The organism is Streptomyces sp. V2I9 (assembly GCF_030817475.1).
GTDB lineage: Bacteria > Actinomycetota > Actinomycetes > Streptomycetales > Streptomycetaceae > Streptomyces.
The window spans coordinates 3,662,551-3,676,207 of sequence record NZ_JAUSZJ010000002.1 but is presented as its reverse complement, the minus strand read 5'-3'; the positions used below and the strand labels follow the sequence as shown (position 1 = coordinate 3,676,207).

Annotated in this window: 10 protein-coding genes; 6 read left to right on the top strand and 4 right to left on the bottom strand. The window is 70.3% G+C overall.

Annotation, left to right across the window (positions count from 1 at the left end):
* Positions 1–8: 8 nt before the first annotated feature.
* On the bottom strand, positions 9–1,157 hold the full coding sequence (locus QFZ71_RS16180; protein ID WP_307668921.1) for a TadA family conjugal transfer-associated ATPase: 1,149 nt from the start codon (positions 1,155–1,157) through the stop codon (positions 9–11).
* A complete protein-coding gene (gene ssd / locus QFZ71_RS16175; RefSeq protein WP_307668920.1) occupies positions 1,154–2,290 on the bottom strand; it encodes a septum site-determining protein Ssd in 1,137 nt (378 codons plus the stop codon). The genes QFZ71_RS16180 and ssd overlap by 4 nt, the downstream gene beginning before the upstream one ends.
* A 501-nt stretch (positions 2,291–2,791) precedes the next feature.
* On the opposite strand from ssd, the gene QFZ71_RS16170 reads away from it, so the two are divergent.
* On the top strand, positions 2,792–3,637 hold the full coding sequence (locus QFZ71_RS16170; protein WP_307668919.1) for an HAD family phosphatase: 846 nt from the start codon (positions 2,792–2,794) through the stop codon (positions 3,635–3,637).
* A 524-nt stretch (positions 3,638–4,161) separates the two neighbouring features.
* On the opposite strand, the gene QFZ71_RS16165 is transcribed toward QFZ71_RS16170, so the two are convergent.
* The gene (locus tag QFZ71_RS16165; RefSeq protein ID WP_307668918.1) at positions 4,162–4,986 is read right to left on the bottom strand and encodes an oxidoreductase; all 825 of its coding nucleotides are present in this window, start codon (positions 4,984–4,986) and stop codon (positions 4,162–4,164) included.
* Between the two features lie 102 nt (positions 4,987–5,088).
* On the opposite strand from QFZ71_RS16165, the gene QFZ71_RS16160 reads away from it, so the two are divergent.
* Positions 5,089–6,084: an ATP-binding protein gene (locus QFZ71_RS16160; RefSeq protein WP_307668917.1), complete on the top strand. Its 996-nt coding sequence runs from the start codon at positions 5,089–5,091 to the stop codon at positions 6,082–6,084.
* A gap of 93 nt (positions 6,085–6,177) precedes the next feature.
* Here the strand turns inward: QFZ71_RS16160 and QFZ71_RS16155 are convergent, their stop codons facing one another.
* A complete protein-coding gene (locus QFZ71_RS16155) occupies positions 6,178–7,656 on the bottom strand; it encodes a hypothetical protein (protein ID WP_307671475.1) in 1,479 nt (492 codons plus the stop codon).
* Between the two features lie 527 nt (positions 7,657–8,183).
* Between QFZ71_RS16155 and acs the strand changes: the two genes are divergently transcribed.
* The 4 genes from acs to QFZ71_RS16135 all read left to right on the top strand — a co-directional run bounded on the left by acs (position 8,184) and on the right by QFZ71_RS16135 (position 13,550).
* The gene (gene acs / locus QFZ71_RS16150) at positions 8,184–10,181 is read left to right on the top strand and encodes an acetate--CoA ligase (protein ID WP_307668916.1); all 1,998 of its coding nucleotides are present in this window, start codon (positions 8,184–8,186) and stop codon (positions 10,179–10,181) included.
* 249 nt (positions 10,182–10,430) lie between these two features.
* Positions 10,431–11,867 (top strand): Na+/H+ antiporter NhaA, encoded by a 1,437-nt coding sequence (nhaA, locus tag QFZ71_RS16145; protein WP_307668915.1) that lies wholly within the window; start codon positions 10,431–10,433, stop codon positions 11,865–11,867.
* Positions 11,868–11,907: 40 nt separating this feature from the next.
* Positions 11,908–12,438, top strand: a complete 531-nt coding sequence (locus QFZ71_RS16140) for a phage holin family protein (protein WP_307668914.1) — start codon at positions 11,908–11,910, stop codon at positions 12,436–12,438.
* Entirely contained in the window at positions 12,435–13,550 is a 1,116-nt protein-coding gene (locus tag QFZ71_RS16135) for an alpha/beta fold hydrolase (protein ID WP_307668913.1), read from the top strand. The genes QFZ71_RS16140 and QFZ71_RS16135 overlap by 4 nt, the downstream gene beginning before the upstream one ends.
* The last annotated feature ends 107 nt before the right edge of the window (positions 13,551–13,657 follow it).

Sequence of the window (13,657 nt, the reverse complement as noted above, 5' to 3'; positions counted from 1 at the left end):
CGCCGCCGTCACAGCGCACCCCCGATCAGAGACCGCAACCGTTCCCAGCCCCGCTCCGGCACGAAGCCGCCGGTTCCCCAGCTCAGGGCCGGAACCGTGAAGACCAACCCGGCCGCGTCCCGCTCCAGGACGTGTACCTCGGCAACCCGCCGCTGCCCCGCGCGGTCCCGGACGAGATGCACGACCACCGAGAGAGCGGCCGCCAACTGGCTGTGCAGGGCGACCCGATCGAGACCGGCCGCGGTACCCAGCGCTTCCAGCCGGGCAGGGACGTGCTCGGCGGCGTTCGCGTGGACGGTGCCGCATCCCCCTTCGTGTCCGGTGTTCAACGCAGCCAGCAATTGCGTGACCTCAGCGCCCCGCACCTCTCCGACCACCAGCCGGTCGGGCCGCATGCGCAGCGCCTGCCGCACCAAATCCCGCAACGTCACCCGGCCCGCGCCCTCCTGGTTGGCCGGGCGGGACTCCAGGCGGACCACGTGCGGGTGGTCCGGCCGCAGTTCGGCGGAGTCCTCGGCGAGCACGATCCGTTCGTGCGCCCCGACCGCGCCGAGCAGGCTGGCGAGGAGCGTCGTCTTTCCTGCCCCTGTGCCGCCGCTGATCACGTAGGAGATCCGCGCTTCCACGAGTGCTCGCAGGATCCGGTCACCGCCCGGCGGCACCGTGCCCGCGTCCACCAACTCCGTGAGCGAGAAAGCTTTCGGCCGTACCACGCGCAGGGAGAGGCAGGCCGAGCCGACGGACACCGGTGGCAGCACGGCGTGCATCCGCGTGCCGTCGGGCAGTCGTGCGTCCACCCAGGGCCGCGCGTCGTCCAGCCGCCTGCCCGCCACTGCGGCAAGACGCTGGGCCAGCCTCCGGACCGCCGCCGCGTCCGCGAAGGCGACACCCGTCAGCTGGAGCCCGCCGCCCCGGTCCACCCACACCCGGTCCGGTGCCGACACCAGCACATCCGTCACCTCCGGGTCCGAGAGCAACGGCTCCAGCACTCCCGTGCCGACGAGTTCGCCGCGCAGCTCCGCCGCGGCGCCGAGCACCTCGGCATCCCCCAGCAGCCGCCCCTGGGCCCGTAGGGCGGCGGCCACGCCGGCTGGAGTCGGAGCGGTACCGCTGCGGGCCAGCCGCTGGCGTACGGCGTCGAGCAGTTCGTCCGTCATGCCCTGCCTCCCCCGGGCGGGGCGGACGGGGAGCGGGTGTCGGCGGCTGCCTCCGCCTGCGTCCAGAAGGCCGAACAGAACCGGGCCAGCGGGCTCCGGGCGCTGCCGCCGGGCGGGGTGCCGTCGTCCTGGGAGGCCAGAAGGTCCGGCTCGTGGGGAAGTTCGCCGACGAGCGGGAGGCCGACGGCCCGGGCCACCCACTGTCCGTCCAGTCCTGCCGCATACGGCCCCCGCGGGACCACCCGCAGGTCGTCCAGCACCATGCCGACCGTGGCCGCGACGCGTTTGGCCGCCACGACCGCGCGCAGTTCGCCCGGCACGACGAGCAGGCCGAGATCGAGTTGGGCCAGAGCCTCCGCCACTCCCTCGTCGACCCGGCGCGGGAGATCCACGACCACCACTCCGCCGAGGCGACGCGCGGCGGCGAGCACCGCCCGCATCGCCTGCGGTGGGATCACGACCTCGTCGTCACGCCCCCAGCTCAGCACCCGCAGCCCGTGAAGCGCGGGCAGCGAGTCCTCCAGGGCCCCACCGCCGAGACGCCCCTTCGATTGGGCGAAATCCGGCCACCGTCTGCCCTCTGCCCGCTCACCGCCGAGCAGGACGTCGATGCCGCCTCCCAGCGGATCGGCGTCGATCAGCATCGTCCGCCGACCCGCCCTCGCCGCGTTCACGGCCAGAGCGCAGGCCAGCGTGGACGCGCCGGAGCCGCCCCGGCCGCCCATCACGCCGACGGTGAGCGCCGGCTGCCCCACACCTTCGGCGGCGTTGGCGATCTGCTCGACGAGCCAGCCCTCGGAATCAGGCAGCCGCAGCACATATTCGGCCCCGATCTCCACCGCCCGGCGCCACACGTCCGGATCGTCCTGGTCCCGCCCGACCAGCATCACCCCCTTCCTGCGGTCCGCGCCGCGGCACCGCGCGGCGGCGTCGTCCCCGACCAGCACCATCGGAGCCCGCTCCCAGCCGCCCCGACGGCCCGGCGGCCCGTGATGGACCTCCGGCTCGGCTCCGGCCGCCGCGCACAGCCGCAGCAGGTCGTCGAGCAGCTCCACGTCCTCCGTCACGATCAGCGGGCCTCCGCACCGCCGCCCGGCGAGCGTCGCTCCGTCTCCTGCAAGGGATCCAGCCACGATCTCCGCCCCCTTCTCACTGCCCCTTCAGTGCGGTTCGCGGTGTTCTCGGAGCGTTTCCGAGATGCGCGTTCCAGCAACCGCGGACTTCGCGGGTGGAATCAACGTGGGGCACGGCGGAAAAAGATGTGGATCTTGATGGAAAACTGTGGACAACCTCGGGCTTGTGAATAACTCCGTAACCCGAACCAGCGACTTCCGCAGAGCATCGCTTCAGCTACACACTGTTACGAGACGAGTCGCACGGCATCCGGCTCGCACGAACAGGCCGATGACGGCCGGAAGGGAGATCGAGGTGGTTTCCGCCCCAAAAATGCGTCCGGACATGCGACGACCCCCGCCGGGGGGGAGAGCGGGGGTCGTCCCCACGGCCGACTCGGGGGGGGGGAGGAGTCGGGCCGGGTTAGCACGGTCGCGAACGATCCGTGACTTCCATGGTGTACCCGAGGCCCTTCTCAGGCAAACCCACGCGCCGGAGTTTACGCCGAATGGTGGGCCCCTATGCTCAGCGTTGTGGAAAACTGCTTCTCGCCGCGCACAGCAGCCTTCTTTGACCTGGACAAGACGGTCATTGCGAAGTCTTCGACGCTGACCTTCAGCAAGTCCTTCTACCAAGGCGGGCTGATCAACCGCCGCGCCGTACTGCGCACCGCGTACACCCAGTTCGTGTTCATGGCCGGGGGCGCCGATCACGAGCAGATGGAGAAGATGCGTGCCTACCTCTCCGCCCTCTGCAAGGGATGGAACGTCCAGCAGGTCAGGGAGATCGTCGCCGAAACCCTGCACGACCTGATCGACCCGATCATCTACGACGAGGCCGCCACCCTCATCGAGGAACACCACACGGCAGGACGCGATGTGGTCATCGTGTCCACCTCGGGCGCCGAGGTCGTCGAACCCATCGGCGAACTGCTCGGGGCGGATCGTGTCGTCGCCACCCGCATGGTCGTCGGCGACGACGGCTGCTTCACGGGCGAGATCGAGTACTACGCCTACGGTCCGACCAAGGCCGAGGCCGTGAAGGCCCTCGCGGAATCGGAGGGGTACGACCTCGCACGTTGCTACGCCTACAGCGACTCGGTGACCGACGTGCCGATGCTGGAGTCGGTCGGCCACCCGCACGCGGTCAACCCCGACCGCGCGCTACGCCGCGAAGCGATCCTTCGCGAGTGGCCGATTCTCGTCTTTGACCGTCCGGTCCGCCTCAAGCAGCGCCTGCCCGCATTCTCCATGCCTCCCCGGCCGGCCCTCGTGGCGGCGGCAGCGGTCGGCGCGGCAGCGGTCACCGCCGGACTGGTCTGGTACGCCAGCCGTCGGCGTGCCACCGTCGCCGCCCTGCCGGGATAGGGATCGACGGAGCGGAGCCGGACGGAGGGCGCCGGAGCGGGAGCGACGAGGCGGAGGGGGCTTGGTCGCCCCACCCCGTCCGGTCAGTCCGATTCGCCCTTGATGGATCGGAAAAGTAAAGAAGTCCGTCCAGGGGTTTCCCTCCTCCGGGTCCTGGAGTACAAAGGAGCTGACGGCCCGCGAGACCAAGGACATCCGTGAGGATGACCTGCAACGCATGACGGCCCCACGGACCGCGCACGAAAGCTGAGCACCCACGCGACGTCGACCCGTCGATTACGGGCCAGCCGCACCAGGTGACGGGCAAAGCACCCGACCTGATGGGCGAATTCACGAGGACGCTTGGTAACTCGGCAGACGTGCCAGCGGCGGTACCGCACAGCGGTACCGCCGCAACTCTCACCGCAGCCCCAGCACCGGCCCCCGCGTCCGGCCGTCGGCACTCGCCACCCTCGACACTTCGGCCGCACGCTCGGCAGTCGGGCCGAACAGCCGCCCCGCGGGCAACCTCGGCGCCCGGCAGCTCAAGCAGCGCCGCGCTGGAGCGCCTCGCAGACCGCGGTCGACTCGCGCACACCCAGCTCCACCGAACGCCCGCAGTGGGCGATCCAGGCGGCCATACCCTCCGGGGTTCCGGCCGTGTACCCCTCGAACGCCGCCACGTAGGCGGCCCGGCCCTGTTCCGCGTGCCCCACCTCGGCCGGGCAGATCGACTTGGGGTCCAGCCCACTGCCGATCAACACGATCCGCTCGGCCGTCCGGGCCACCAGACCGTTGTGCGAGCCGAACGGGCGCAGCGCCAGCAGTTCACCGTGCACCACGGCCGCCGTGACCAGAGCGGGGGCGCTACCGCCCGCGATGATCAGCCGCGAGAGCCCTTCGAGTCGCCCGGCGACCTCTTCGGCCCTGGGTAGCGGTGCCTCGATGAGCGGCTCGTCGACCGGTTCCCCTGCCAGTCGAGGGCGCCCCACCGCGTCGTCGGGGGTCGCCCCGCCGGCCGCCACCAGATGCAGCCGAGCCAGCACCCGGAGCGGCGACTGACGCCAGATGGAAAGGAGCTGACCCGCCTCCGCGGTGAGCCGCAGAGCGGCACCGACCACGCGCGCCTCGTCCTCGCCGCTGAAGTCGGTGCGTCGGCGGACCTCCTCGAGGTTCCAGTCGGCACCGGACAGCGCGGCCGACCCGCGCGAACCCCGCAGTGCGGCCTCGGCCGTGACCTCGTTGCTGCGGCGCCGCATGACGCGATGGCCGTAGACCCGGTCGACGGACTTGCGCACGGAGTCCACGGCATCGGGAACGCCGGACAGGGAACCGAGCGCGGCAAGCGGGTCTGAGGCAGTCGTACTCATAAGTAGCGAGGCTACGCGCCCCTCTTGCCCGGACCACCCCCAAGTGGCCTTCTTCACGAACCTTGACAGCACAACGCAACGAACCCACTACCCTAGGTGAACATGAAGATCGCTTTCGTCGGGAAGGGCGGCAGCGGAAAGACCACGCTGTCCTCGCTCTTCATCCGCCACCTCGCCGCCAACGAAGCCCACGTGATCGCCGTGGACGCCGATATCAACCAGCACCTGGGGGCCGCGCTCGGCCTGGACGAGGCCGAGGCCGCCGCGCTTCCGGCCATGGGGGCGCACCTCCCCCTCATCAAGGAGTACCTGCGGGGGACCAATCCCCGCATCACCTCCGCCGAGACGATGATCAAGACGACGCCACCCGGTGAAGGCTCCCGGCTGCTGCAGGTCCGCGAGGACAATCCGATCTTCGATGCCTGCGCGCGCACGGTACGGCTCGACGACGGGGACGTCCGGCTGATGGCGACGGGCCCCTTCACGGAGTCCGACCTCGGGGTGGCCTGCTACCACTCCAAGGTCGGCGCCGTGGAGCTGTGCCTCAACCACCTGGTCGACGGCCCCGACGAGTATGTGGTGGTCGACATGACGGCGGGCTCGGACTCGTTCGCCTCGGGCATGTTCACGCGCTTCGACATGACGTTCCTCGTCGCGGAGCCGACCCGTAAGGGGGTGTCGGTCTACCGCCAGTACAAGGAGTACGCCCGTGACTTCGGTGTCGCCCTGAAGGTCGTCGGGAACAAGGTGCAGGGGCCGGACGACCTGGAGTTCCTGCGCGCGGAGGTCGGCGACGACCTGCTGATCGGGGTCGGCCACTCCGACTGGGTACGGTCGATGGAGAAGGGGCGGCCGTCCCGGTTCGAACTGCTGGAGGCCGACAACCGGATGGCCCTGCAGACGTTGCAGGACACCGCCGAGGACTCGTACGAGCTGCGCGACTGGGAGCGCTACACCCGCCAGATGGTGCACTTCCACCTGAAGAACGCCGAGAGCTGGGGCAACGAGAAGACCGGTGCCGATCTGGCCGCCCAGGTCGATCCCGCCTTCGTCCTCGACGAGCGGTACGCCGGAGCGGGCGCGGCCGCACCCGCCTGACGCACCGCGATCACGCGAGGACCACCATCACGCGCGGCCCGTGTCCGCCGTGCCCGCCTCCCTTTCCGGCGGCCGGCGGACACGGCGACGCGGTCAGCCGTCGCTTCGGTCGGCCGCTTCCGCAGCCCCCTCCGCGTGCTCCGTGGCCTTGCCGTCGGCCTTCCCCTCCGCCTCGCCCCCTGCGCTCCCCGCGTCCTTCCCCTCCGTGCTCTTCCCCGTGCTCTTCCCCGTGCTCTTCCCCGTGCTCTTCTCCGTGCTCTTCTCCGCGTTCTCCGCGCCCCTCTCCTCCTTCTCCAGGGCGTCGCCTGCGGCCTCGCTCCCCGCCTGCTGGGGTGCGGACCGCTTGCCGAGGAAGGACTGCCAGCCGGTCTTGGGCGCCTCGCCCACGCCCAGCCGGGTCAGCTTGGCCAGCACCTTCGGGTCCTGGGCGTCCAGCCAGTCGGCGAGCTGCCGGAAGGACACACAGCGCACGCCCTCCTTCGGGCACACCTTCGCGATGGTCTCCTCGATGGCGCGCATGTAGGTGCCGCCGTTCCAGGACTCGAAGTGGTTGCCGATGATCAGCGGTGCCCGGTTGCCGTTGTACGAGCGGTCGAATGCCTGGAGCAGGCCGTCCCGCATCTGATTGCCCCAGAACTCGTGCTGGGAAGGGTCTCCCTGAGTGGCCGTGCCGGACTGGTTGACCATGAAGTTGTAGTCCATCGAGAGGGTCTCGAAGGCGCGGCCGGGCATCGGGACGAGCTGGAGCGGAATGTCCCAGACCCCGCCCTTCTTCTTCGGCCAGACCTGGTTGCCGACGCCGCTGGAGTCGTAGCGGAAGCCCATGGTCCGGGCCGCTGCGACCATGTTCTTCTGGCCTTCGAGGCAGGGGGTGCGGGCGCCGACCAGTTCCTTGTCGTAGTCGAAGGGGAGCGGGTCCTCGCCCTTCAGCGCCGGGGCGTTGGTCTTCCAGCTCTTGACGAAAGCTTTCGCCTGGCTGATCTCGCTCTTCCACTCCTCGACCGACCAGGTCCCGACGCCGCCGTCCTTGCCGCAGAAGTGCCCGTTGAAGTGGGTGCCGATCTCGTTGCCCTCCCTCCAGGCGGCACCGACCTCGGCGAGGGTGTCGCGGATGCCCTTGGTGTCGTTGAAGCCGATGTCGGAACGGCCCGGTGCGTGCTGGGGCGGGTTGTAGAGGTCCTTCTTCTCCTCCGGCAGCAGGTACACGCCGCTGAGGAAGTACGTCATCTTGGCGTTGTACTTCTTGCCCACGCCACGGAAGTGCGAGAAGAGCTTCTGACTGTCCTCGCCGGCTCCGTCCCAGGAGAACACCACGAACTGGGGAGGCTTCTCGCCGGGGGCCAGACGCTGGACGGCCGGCATGTTCGGCTGGACGCCCGTGTGGGCGGTGGACCCGTCCCCGATGAGCTTGACCGCGCCCTTCGGGGCGGCCGGCGGATTCTCCTTGGCGCCGTGGGCGCCCTTCTCCGCTCCAGCCTCTCCGGCACCGGAACCTCCGGAACAGCCCGCGAGAACGGCGACCAAGGCCGTGGACATGACGCCCAGAACGATCCTCTTCGTGGCGGCCATCATCCGCCCACCCTCTTCCTTGCAGGTCATTTGCGTTGAAGTGCCGACACGGCGCGGCCAAATTCGCACGCGGTCCCGCACAGCAAGGGCGACATACCGAATGAAAAGCTGCTTATTCACCAATACGAGTTATCGACTGGTCCGTACGCCCCCTGTGCCGAACCGAGCACCCCGCCGCGATCCGCCCCTCCGTGAACTGCGACGCCGCAAACCGCACCGCCCTGAACCGGCCGACCCCCGGACTCGTGCAACAGGACGACGTGACCCGGAAGAGACGACATGATCCAGATGACGTGATCCAGACGACGAGACCAGGCGACGCCACCGGGCGACCCCGGCGGACGAAGGAAGCGGACGCCCCCGCTCCACCCCCTTCCGCCCGAGCACCGCACCGGGGTGACAGCCCCGCGCACCCGCGCCGCTCGACGGCCCTCCGAACACGGAGCAGGATCATGGCTCCATACACGAGGACACAGGTCTAAACCAATTCCCGGCAGACACTTGTCACCCGGCCTCGCGCCTGATGAGCTATGCCTCGGGACACAACGGACACCCTGGGACTGGGAGAAGTCGTGAGCAACGAGAGCCTGGCCAACCTGCTTCGGGAAGAGCGGAAGTTCGCTCCGCCTGCCGAGCTGGCCGCCAACGCCAACGTCACCGCAGAGGCGTACGAGCAGGCCGAGGCGGACCGGCTGGGCTTCTGGGCCGAGCAGGCGCGCCGCCTGACCTGGGTCACCGAACCGACCGAGACCCTCGACTGGAGCAACCCGCCCTTCGCGAAGTGGTTCGCGGACGGCGAGTTGAACGTCGCGTACAACTGCGTGGACCGCCATGTCGAGGCCGGCAACGGTGACCGGGTCGCCATCCACTTCGAGGGCGAGCCGGGCGACAGCCGGGCCATCACCTACGCGGAGCTGAAGGACGAGGTCTCCCGCGCCGCCAACGCGCTGACCGAGCTGGGCGTCGGCAAGGGCGACCGGGTCGCCGTCTACCTGCCGATGATCCCCGAGGCCGCCATCGCGATGCTGGCCTGCGCCCGCATCGGCGCCGCGCACTCCGTGGTCTTCGGCGGCTTCTCGGCCGACGCCATCGCCGCCCGCATCAAGGACGCGGACGCCAAGGTCGTCATCACGGCCGACGGCGGCTACCGCCGCGGCAAGCCGACCGCGCTCAAGCCCGCGGTCGACGACGCCGTCTCGCGCTTCGACACCGTCGAGCACGTCCTCGTCGTCCGCCGTACCGGTCAGGACACCGCCTGGACCGAGGGCCGCGACGTCTGGTGGCACGAGATCACCGGCCGCCAGTCCGCCGAGCACACCCCCGAGGCGTTCGAGGCCGAGCAGCCGCTCTTCATCCTCTACACCTCCGGCACCACGGGTAAGCCGAAGGGCATCCTGCACACCTCCGGCGGCTACCTCACCCAGGCCGCGTACACGCACCACGCGGTCTTCGACCTCAAGCCCGAGTCCGACGTCTACTGGTGCACCGCCGACATCGGCTGGGTGACCGGGCACTCGTACATCGTGTACGGGCCGCTGGCCAACGGCGCGACCCAGGTCATGTACGAGGGCACCCCGGACACCCCGCACCAGGGCCGGTTCTGGGAGATCGTGCAGAAGTACGGCGTCACGATCCTCTACACCGCGCCCACCGCGATCCGTACGTTCATGAAGTGGGGCGACGACATCCCCGCGAAGTTCGACCTGAGCAGCCTCCGGGTCCTCGGTTCGGTCGGTGAACCGATCAACCCCGAGGCGTGGATGTGGTACCGGAAGAACATCGGCGCCGACACGTGCCCCATCGTGGACACCTGGTGGCAGACCGAGACCGGCGCGATGATGATCTCGCCGCTGCCCGGCGTGACCGGGACGAAGCCGGGAAGCGCCCAGCGCGCGCTGCCGGGCATCGCCGCCACCGTCGTGGACGACGAGGCCAACGAGGTGCCGAACGGCGGGGGCGGCTACCTCGTCCTCACCGAGCCGTGGCCGTCCATGCTCCGCACCATCTGGGGCGACGACCAGCGCTTCATCGACACCTACTGGTCGCGCTTCGAGGGCAAGTACTTCGCGGGCGACGGCGCCAAGAAGGACGAGGACGGCGACATCTGGCTGCTCGGCCGGGTCGACGACGTCATGCTCGTCTCCGGGCACAACATCTCGACCACCGAGGTCGAGTCGGCGCTCGTCTCCCACCCGTCGGTCGCCGAGGCCGCCGTGGTCGGCGCGGCCGACGAGACGACCGGCCAGGCCATCGTCGCGTTCGTGATCCTGCGCGGCACGGCGACCGCATCCGACGAGCTGGTCGCGGACCTGCGCAACCACGTCGGCGCGACGCTCGGCCCGATCGCCAAGCCCAAGCGGGTGCTGCCGGTCGCCGAACTGCCGAAGACCCGGTCCGGCAAGATCATGCGCCGCCTCCTCCGCGACGTCGCGGAGAACCGCGAGCTGGGTGACGTCACGACGCTGACGGACTCCTCGGTGATGGACCTGATCACCACCCAGCTCCCGTCCTCCCCCTCCGAGGACTGACAGCTCCGTCCGAGCGGACACGCCTCGGATGTACGGCTCCGACGGGCACCCGGCAACGCGCCGGGTGCCCATCGTGCGTCCAGCCGGAAAAGCACCCAGCTCGCTGCGTACGGGCCGCTCCGCACGCCCCCGGTAGAGTGGGCGCTTCATCGACAACTTCAGAGAACATCTCCACAGGGGCGCCGGGAAGTCTGGTCGGCACGCCGATCAGTGCTACCCGCCCACCGTCCCGACCTGGAGGTCTCTCTCGTGGCACCGCCCACCCCGCCCACGGCCGCACCCACCCCGTCCGGCCCCCCGCCACCGCCCCGCCGCCCGCTGCTGGGCAGGCTCTCGCTCCCCGAGCGGAACTACGTGGCGGAGGCGCTCCGCACCGAGACGGTCGGCGGGATACTGCTGCTGGTGGCGGCGGTCGCGGCACTCGTCTGGGCGAACGCCTTCGGCGGCTCGTACGGAGAGGTCAGCCACTTCCACCTCGGCCCCGCCGCCCTCGGCCTGGACCTCTCCGTGGCGCACTGGGCGGCGGACGGACTGCTCGCCGTCTTCTTCTTCGTCGCCGGTGTCGAGCTGAAGCGCGAGCTGGTCGCGGGCGAACTCCGCGACCCGAAGGCCGCGGCCCTCCCCGTGGTGGCCGCTCTGTGCGGCATGGCCGCGCCCGCCCTCGTCTACGCCGTCACCGCGGCGGCCGGCGGCGGTTCACAGGCCGGCTGGGCGGTCCCCACGGCCACCGACATCGCCTTCGCGCTCGCCGTCCTCGCCGTGGTCGGCACCTCCCTGCCCTCCGCGCTGCGGGCCTTCCTGCTCACCCTGGCCGTCGTGGACGACCTCTTCGCGATCCTGATCATCGCGGTGTTCTTCACCTCGGACCTGAACTTCCTCGCTCTCGGCGGCGCCGTCCTCGGCCTGGGCCTCTTCTACGCCCTCCTGCGCTTCGAGGTCCGGGGCTGGTACGTCTACGTTCCGCTCGCCCTGGTCATCTGGGGGCTGATGTACAACAGCGGCATCCACGCCACCATCGCCGGTGTCGCGATGGGCCTGATGCTGCGCTGCACCCGGCGCGAGGGGGAGGAGCACTCCCCCGGCGAGCACATCGAGCACCTGGTCCGCCCGCTGTCGGCCGGGGTCGCCGTTCCCCTGTTCGCCCTGTTCTCGGCCGGGGTCGCGCTGAACGGTGACGCGCTGGCGGGCGTCTTCACCCGACCCGAGACGCTCGGCGTCGTCCTCGGCCTCGTCGTCGGCAAGACCGTCGGCATCTTCGGCGGTACCTACCTGGCCGCCCGCTTCACCAAGGCCGAGCTGAACGAGGACCTGGCCTGGGCCGACGTCTTCGCGGTGGCCTCGCTCGCCGGCATCGGGTTCACCGTCTCGCTGCTCATCGGCGAGCTCGCCTTCGAGGGCGACCCGGAGATGGTCAACGAGATCAAGGCCGCCGTCCTGCTCGGCTCCCTCATCGCGGCCACGCTCGCCGGTGTGCTGCTGAGAATCCGGGTACGCAAGTACCGCGCACTGTACGAGGCCGAGGAGCTGGACGAGGACGCATCCGGGATACCGGACGTGTACGAGCAGGATGACCCGGAATATCACCTGCGCATGGCCGCCATCCACGAACGCAAGGCGGCCGAACACCGCCGTATCGCCGAAGAGCGGGCGGGGGCAGCGCGCAACAAGCCGAACAGTCCGGCATGATCTGACATCGGATGTGTCGAAGACGGAGAGGGAGTCAGGGATGAGCGACCCCGGCAACTACGCGGGCAACACCGACCGCAGCATCGGGCAGCTGGTCGCCGCGGCGACGGCCGAGATGTCCGCGCTGGTGCACGACGAGATCGCCCTGGCCAAGGCGGAGGTCCGCCAGGATGTCAAGCGCGGCGCGATCGGCAGCGGGGCGTTCATCGCCGCGGGCGTGCTGCTGCTCTTCACGATGCCGATGCTGAGCTTCGCGGCCGCGTACGGAATCCACAACCTGGGGCTGGGGCTGGCCTGGTCCTTTCTGATCGTGGCCGGCGCCTTCATCCTCCTGGCCGCCCTGATCGCCTTCATCGGGCTGCGCAAGTTCAAGAAGATCAAGCCGCCGGAGAAGTCCATCGCCTCCGCCAAGCAGACCGCCGCCGTCCTCCAGAACGCCAAGCCGCATCCCCGGCCGTCCACCGAGGCCGCCGCGATCATCAAGCGCTCCGGGAGTTCGCCGGCGCTGAAGGGCACCGGGGGCGGCGCCGGTCAGGACACGGCCTCCGCTGTGGCACGCTCGTCCACATGACGGTTCCCGATTCCAGCGCTTTCGGCCCGACGGGTCCCGTGGACCCGGAGGGTCCGGCCGCTTCGGCCGCTTCGGCCGACAGGCCCGCCACCACCGAGCAGGCGGCCCCGGCCGTGCGGACCGCCTCGGCCGCCCGGACGGCCCCGGCGGCTCCGGACGGCCCGGACGCGGCCCCGGCGGGCCGGGTCGTCACGGCCGGGGGACCCGTGCGGCTCGACGGCCCCTGGACCCACCGCGACGTGGCCGCCAACGGCGCGCGCTTCCACATCGCGGAGGCGGGCGAGGGCCCGCTGGTGCTCCTGCTGCACGGCTTCCCGCAGTTCTGGTGGACCTGGCGCCACCAGCTGACCGCACTCGCCGACGCGGGGTTCCGGGCGGTAGCGATGGACCTGCGCGGCGTGGGCGGCAGCGACCGTACGCCACGCGGTTACGATCCCGCCAACCTGGCGCTCGACGTCACCGGGGTGATCCGCTCCCTCGGTGAGCCCGACGCGGCTCTCGTCGGCCACGATCTCGGCGGCTACCTCGCCTGGACGGCCGCCGTGATGCGGCCCAAGCTGGTCCGCCGACTCGCCGTCTCCTCCATGCCGCACCCGCGTCGCTGGCGCTCCTCGATGCTCTCCGACTTCTCCCAGTCACGGGCAGGTTCGTACATCTGGGGCTTCCAGCGCCCCTGGCTGCCGGAGCGTCAACTCCTGGCGGACGACGCCGCCCTGGTCGGAAGCCTCATCCAGGACTGGGCGGGTCCCCGTACCCCGGACTTCCCCGACGAGGAGACCCTGGACGTCTACCGGCGGGCCATGAGCATCCCCTCCACCGCCCACTGCTCGATCGAGCCGTACCGCTGGATGGTGCGGTCGATGGCGCGTCCCGACGGAATCCAGTTCAACCGGCGGATGAAGCGCCCGATCCGGGTGCCCACGCTGCACCTGCACGGGTCGCTCGATCCGGCGGTCCGCACCCGCAGTTCGGCGGGGTCCGGACAGTTCGTGGAGGCGCCCTACCGTTGGCGACTTTTCGACGGTGTCGGGCACTTCCCGCATGAGGAGGATCCGATCGGCTTCTCCACCGAACTCATCAACTGGCTCAAGGACCCCGAGCCCGACCGGTAGCCGTACGCCCGGCACGGGCACGGATGTCCGACGGCCCGCCACTTGCCTGCCGCATAGGCCAATTGGCTGACTCGCGCACGATTACCGACCTTGGGTCACGGGCAGAC

Bases quoted from the DNA above. Each gene is read 5' to 3' on its own strand.
- QFZ71_RS16180 (WP_307668921.1), bottom strand. From the start codon at position 1,157: ATGACGGACGAACTGCTCGACGCCGTACGCCAGCGGCTGGCCCGCAGC.
- QFZ71_RS16170 (WP_307668919.1), top strand. From the start codon at position 2,792: ATGCTCAGCGTTGTGGAAAACTGCTTCTCGCCGCGCACAGCAGCCTTC.
- QFZ71_RS16165 (WP_307668918.1), bottom strand. From the start codon at position 4,986: ATGAGTACGACTGCCTCAGACCCGCTTGCCGCGCTCGGTTCCCTGTCC.
- QFZ71_RS16160 (WP_307668917.1), top strand. From the start codon at position 5,089: ATGAAGATCGCTTTCGTCGGGAAGGGCGGCAGCGGAAAGACCACGCTG.
- QFZ71_RS16155 (WP_307671475.1), bottom strand. From the start codon at position 7,656: ATGATGGCCGCCACGAAGAGGATCGTTCTGGGCGTCATGTCCACGGCC.
- acs (WP_307668916.1), top strand. From the start codon at position 8,184: ATGCCTCGGGACACAACGGACACCCTGGGACTGGGAGAAGTCGTGAGC.
- QFZ71_RS16140 (WP_307668914.1), top strand. From the start codon at position 11,908: ATGAGCGACCCCGGCAACTACGCGGGCAACACCGACCGCAGCATCGGG.
- QFZ71_RS16135 (WP_307668913.1), top strand. From the start codon at position 12,435: ATGACGGTTCCCGATTCCAGCGCTTTCGGCCCGACGGGTCCCGTGGAC.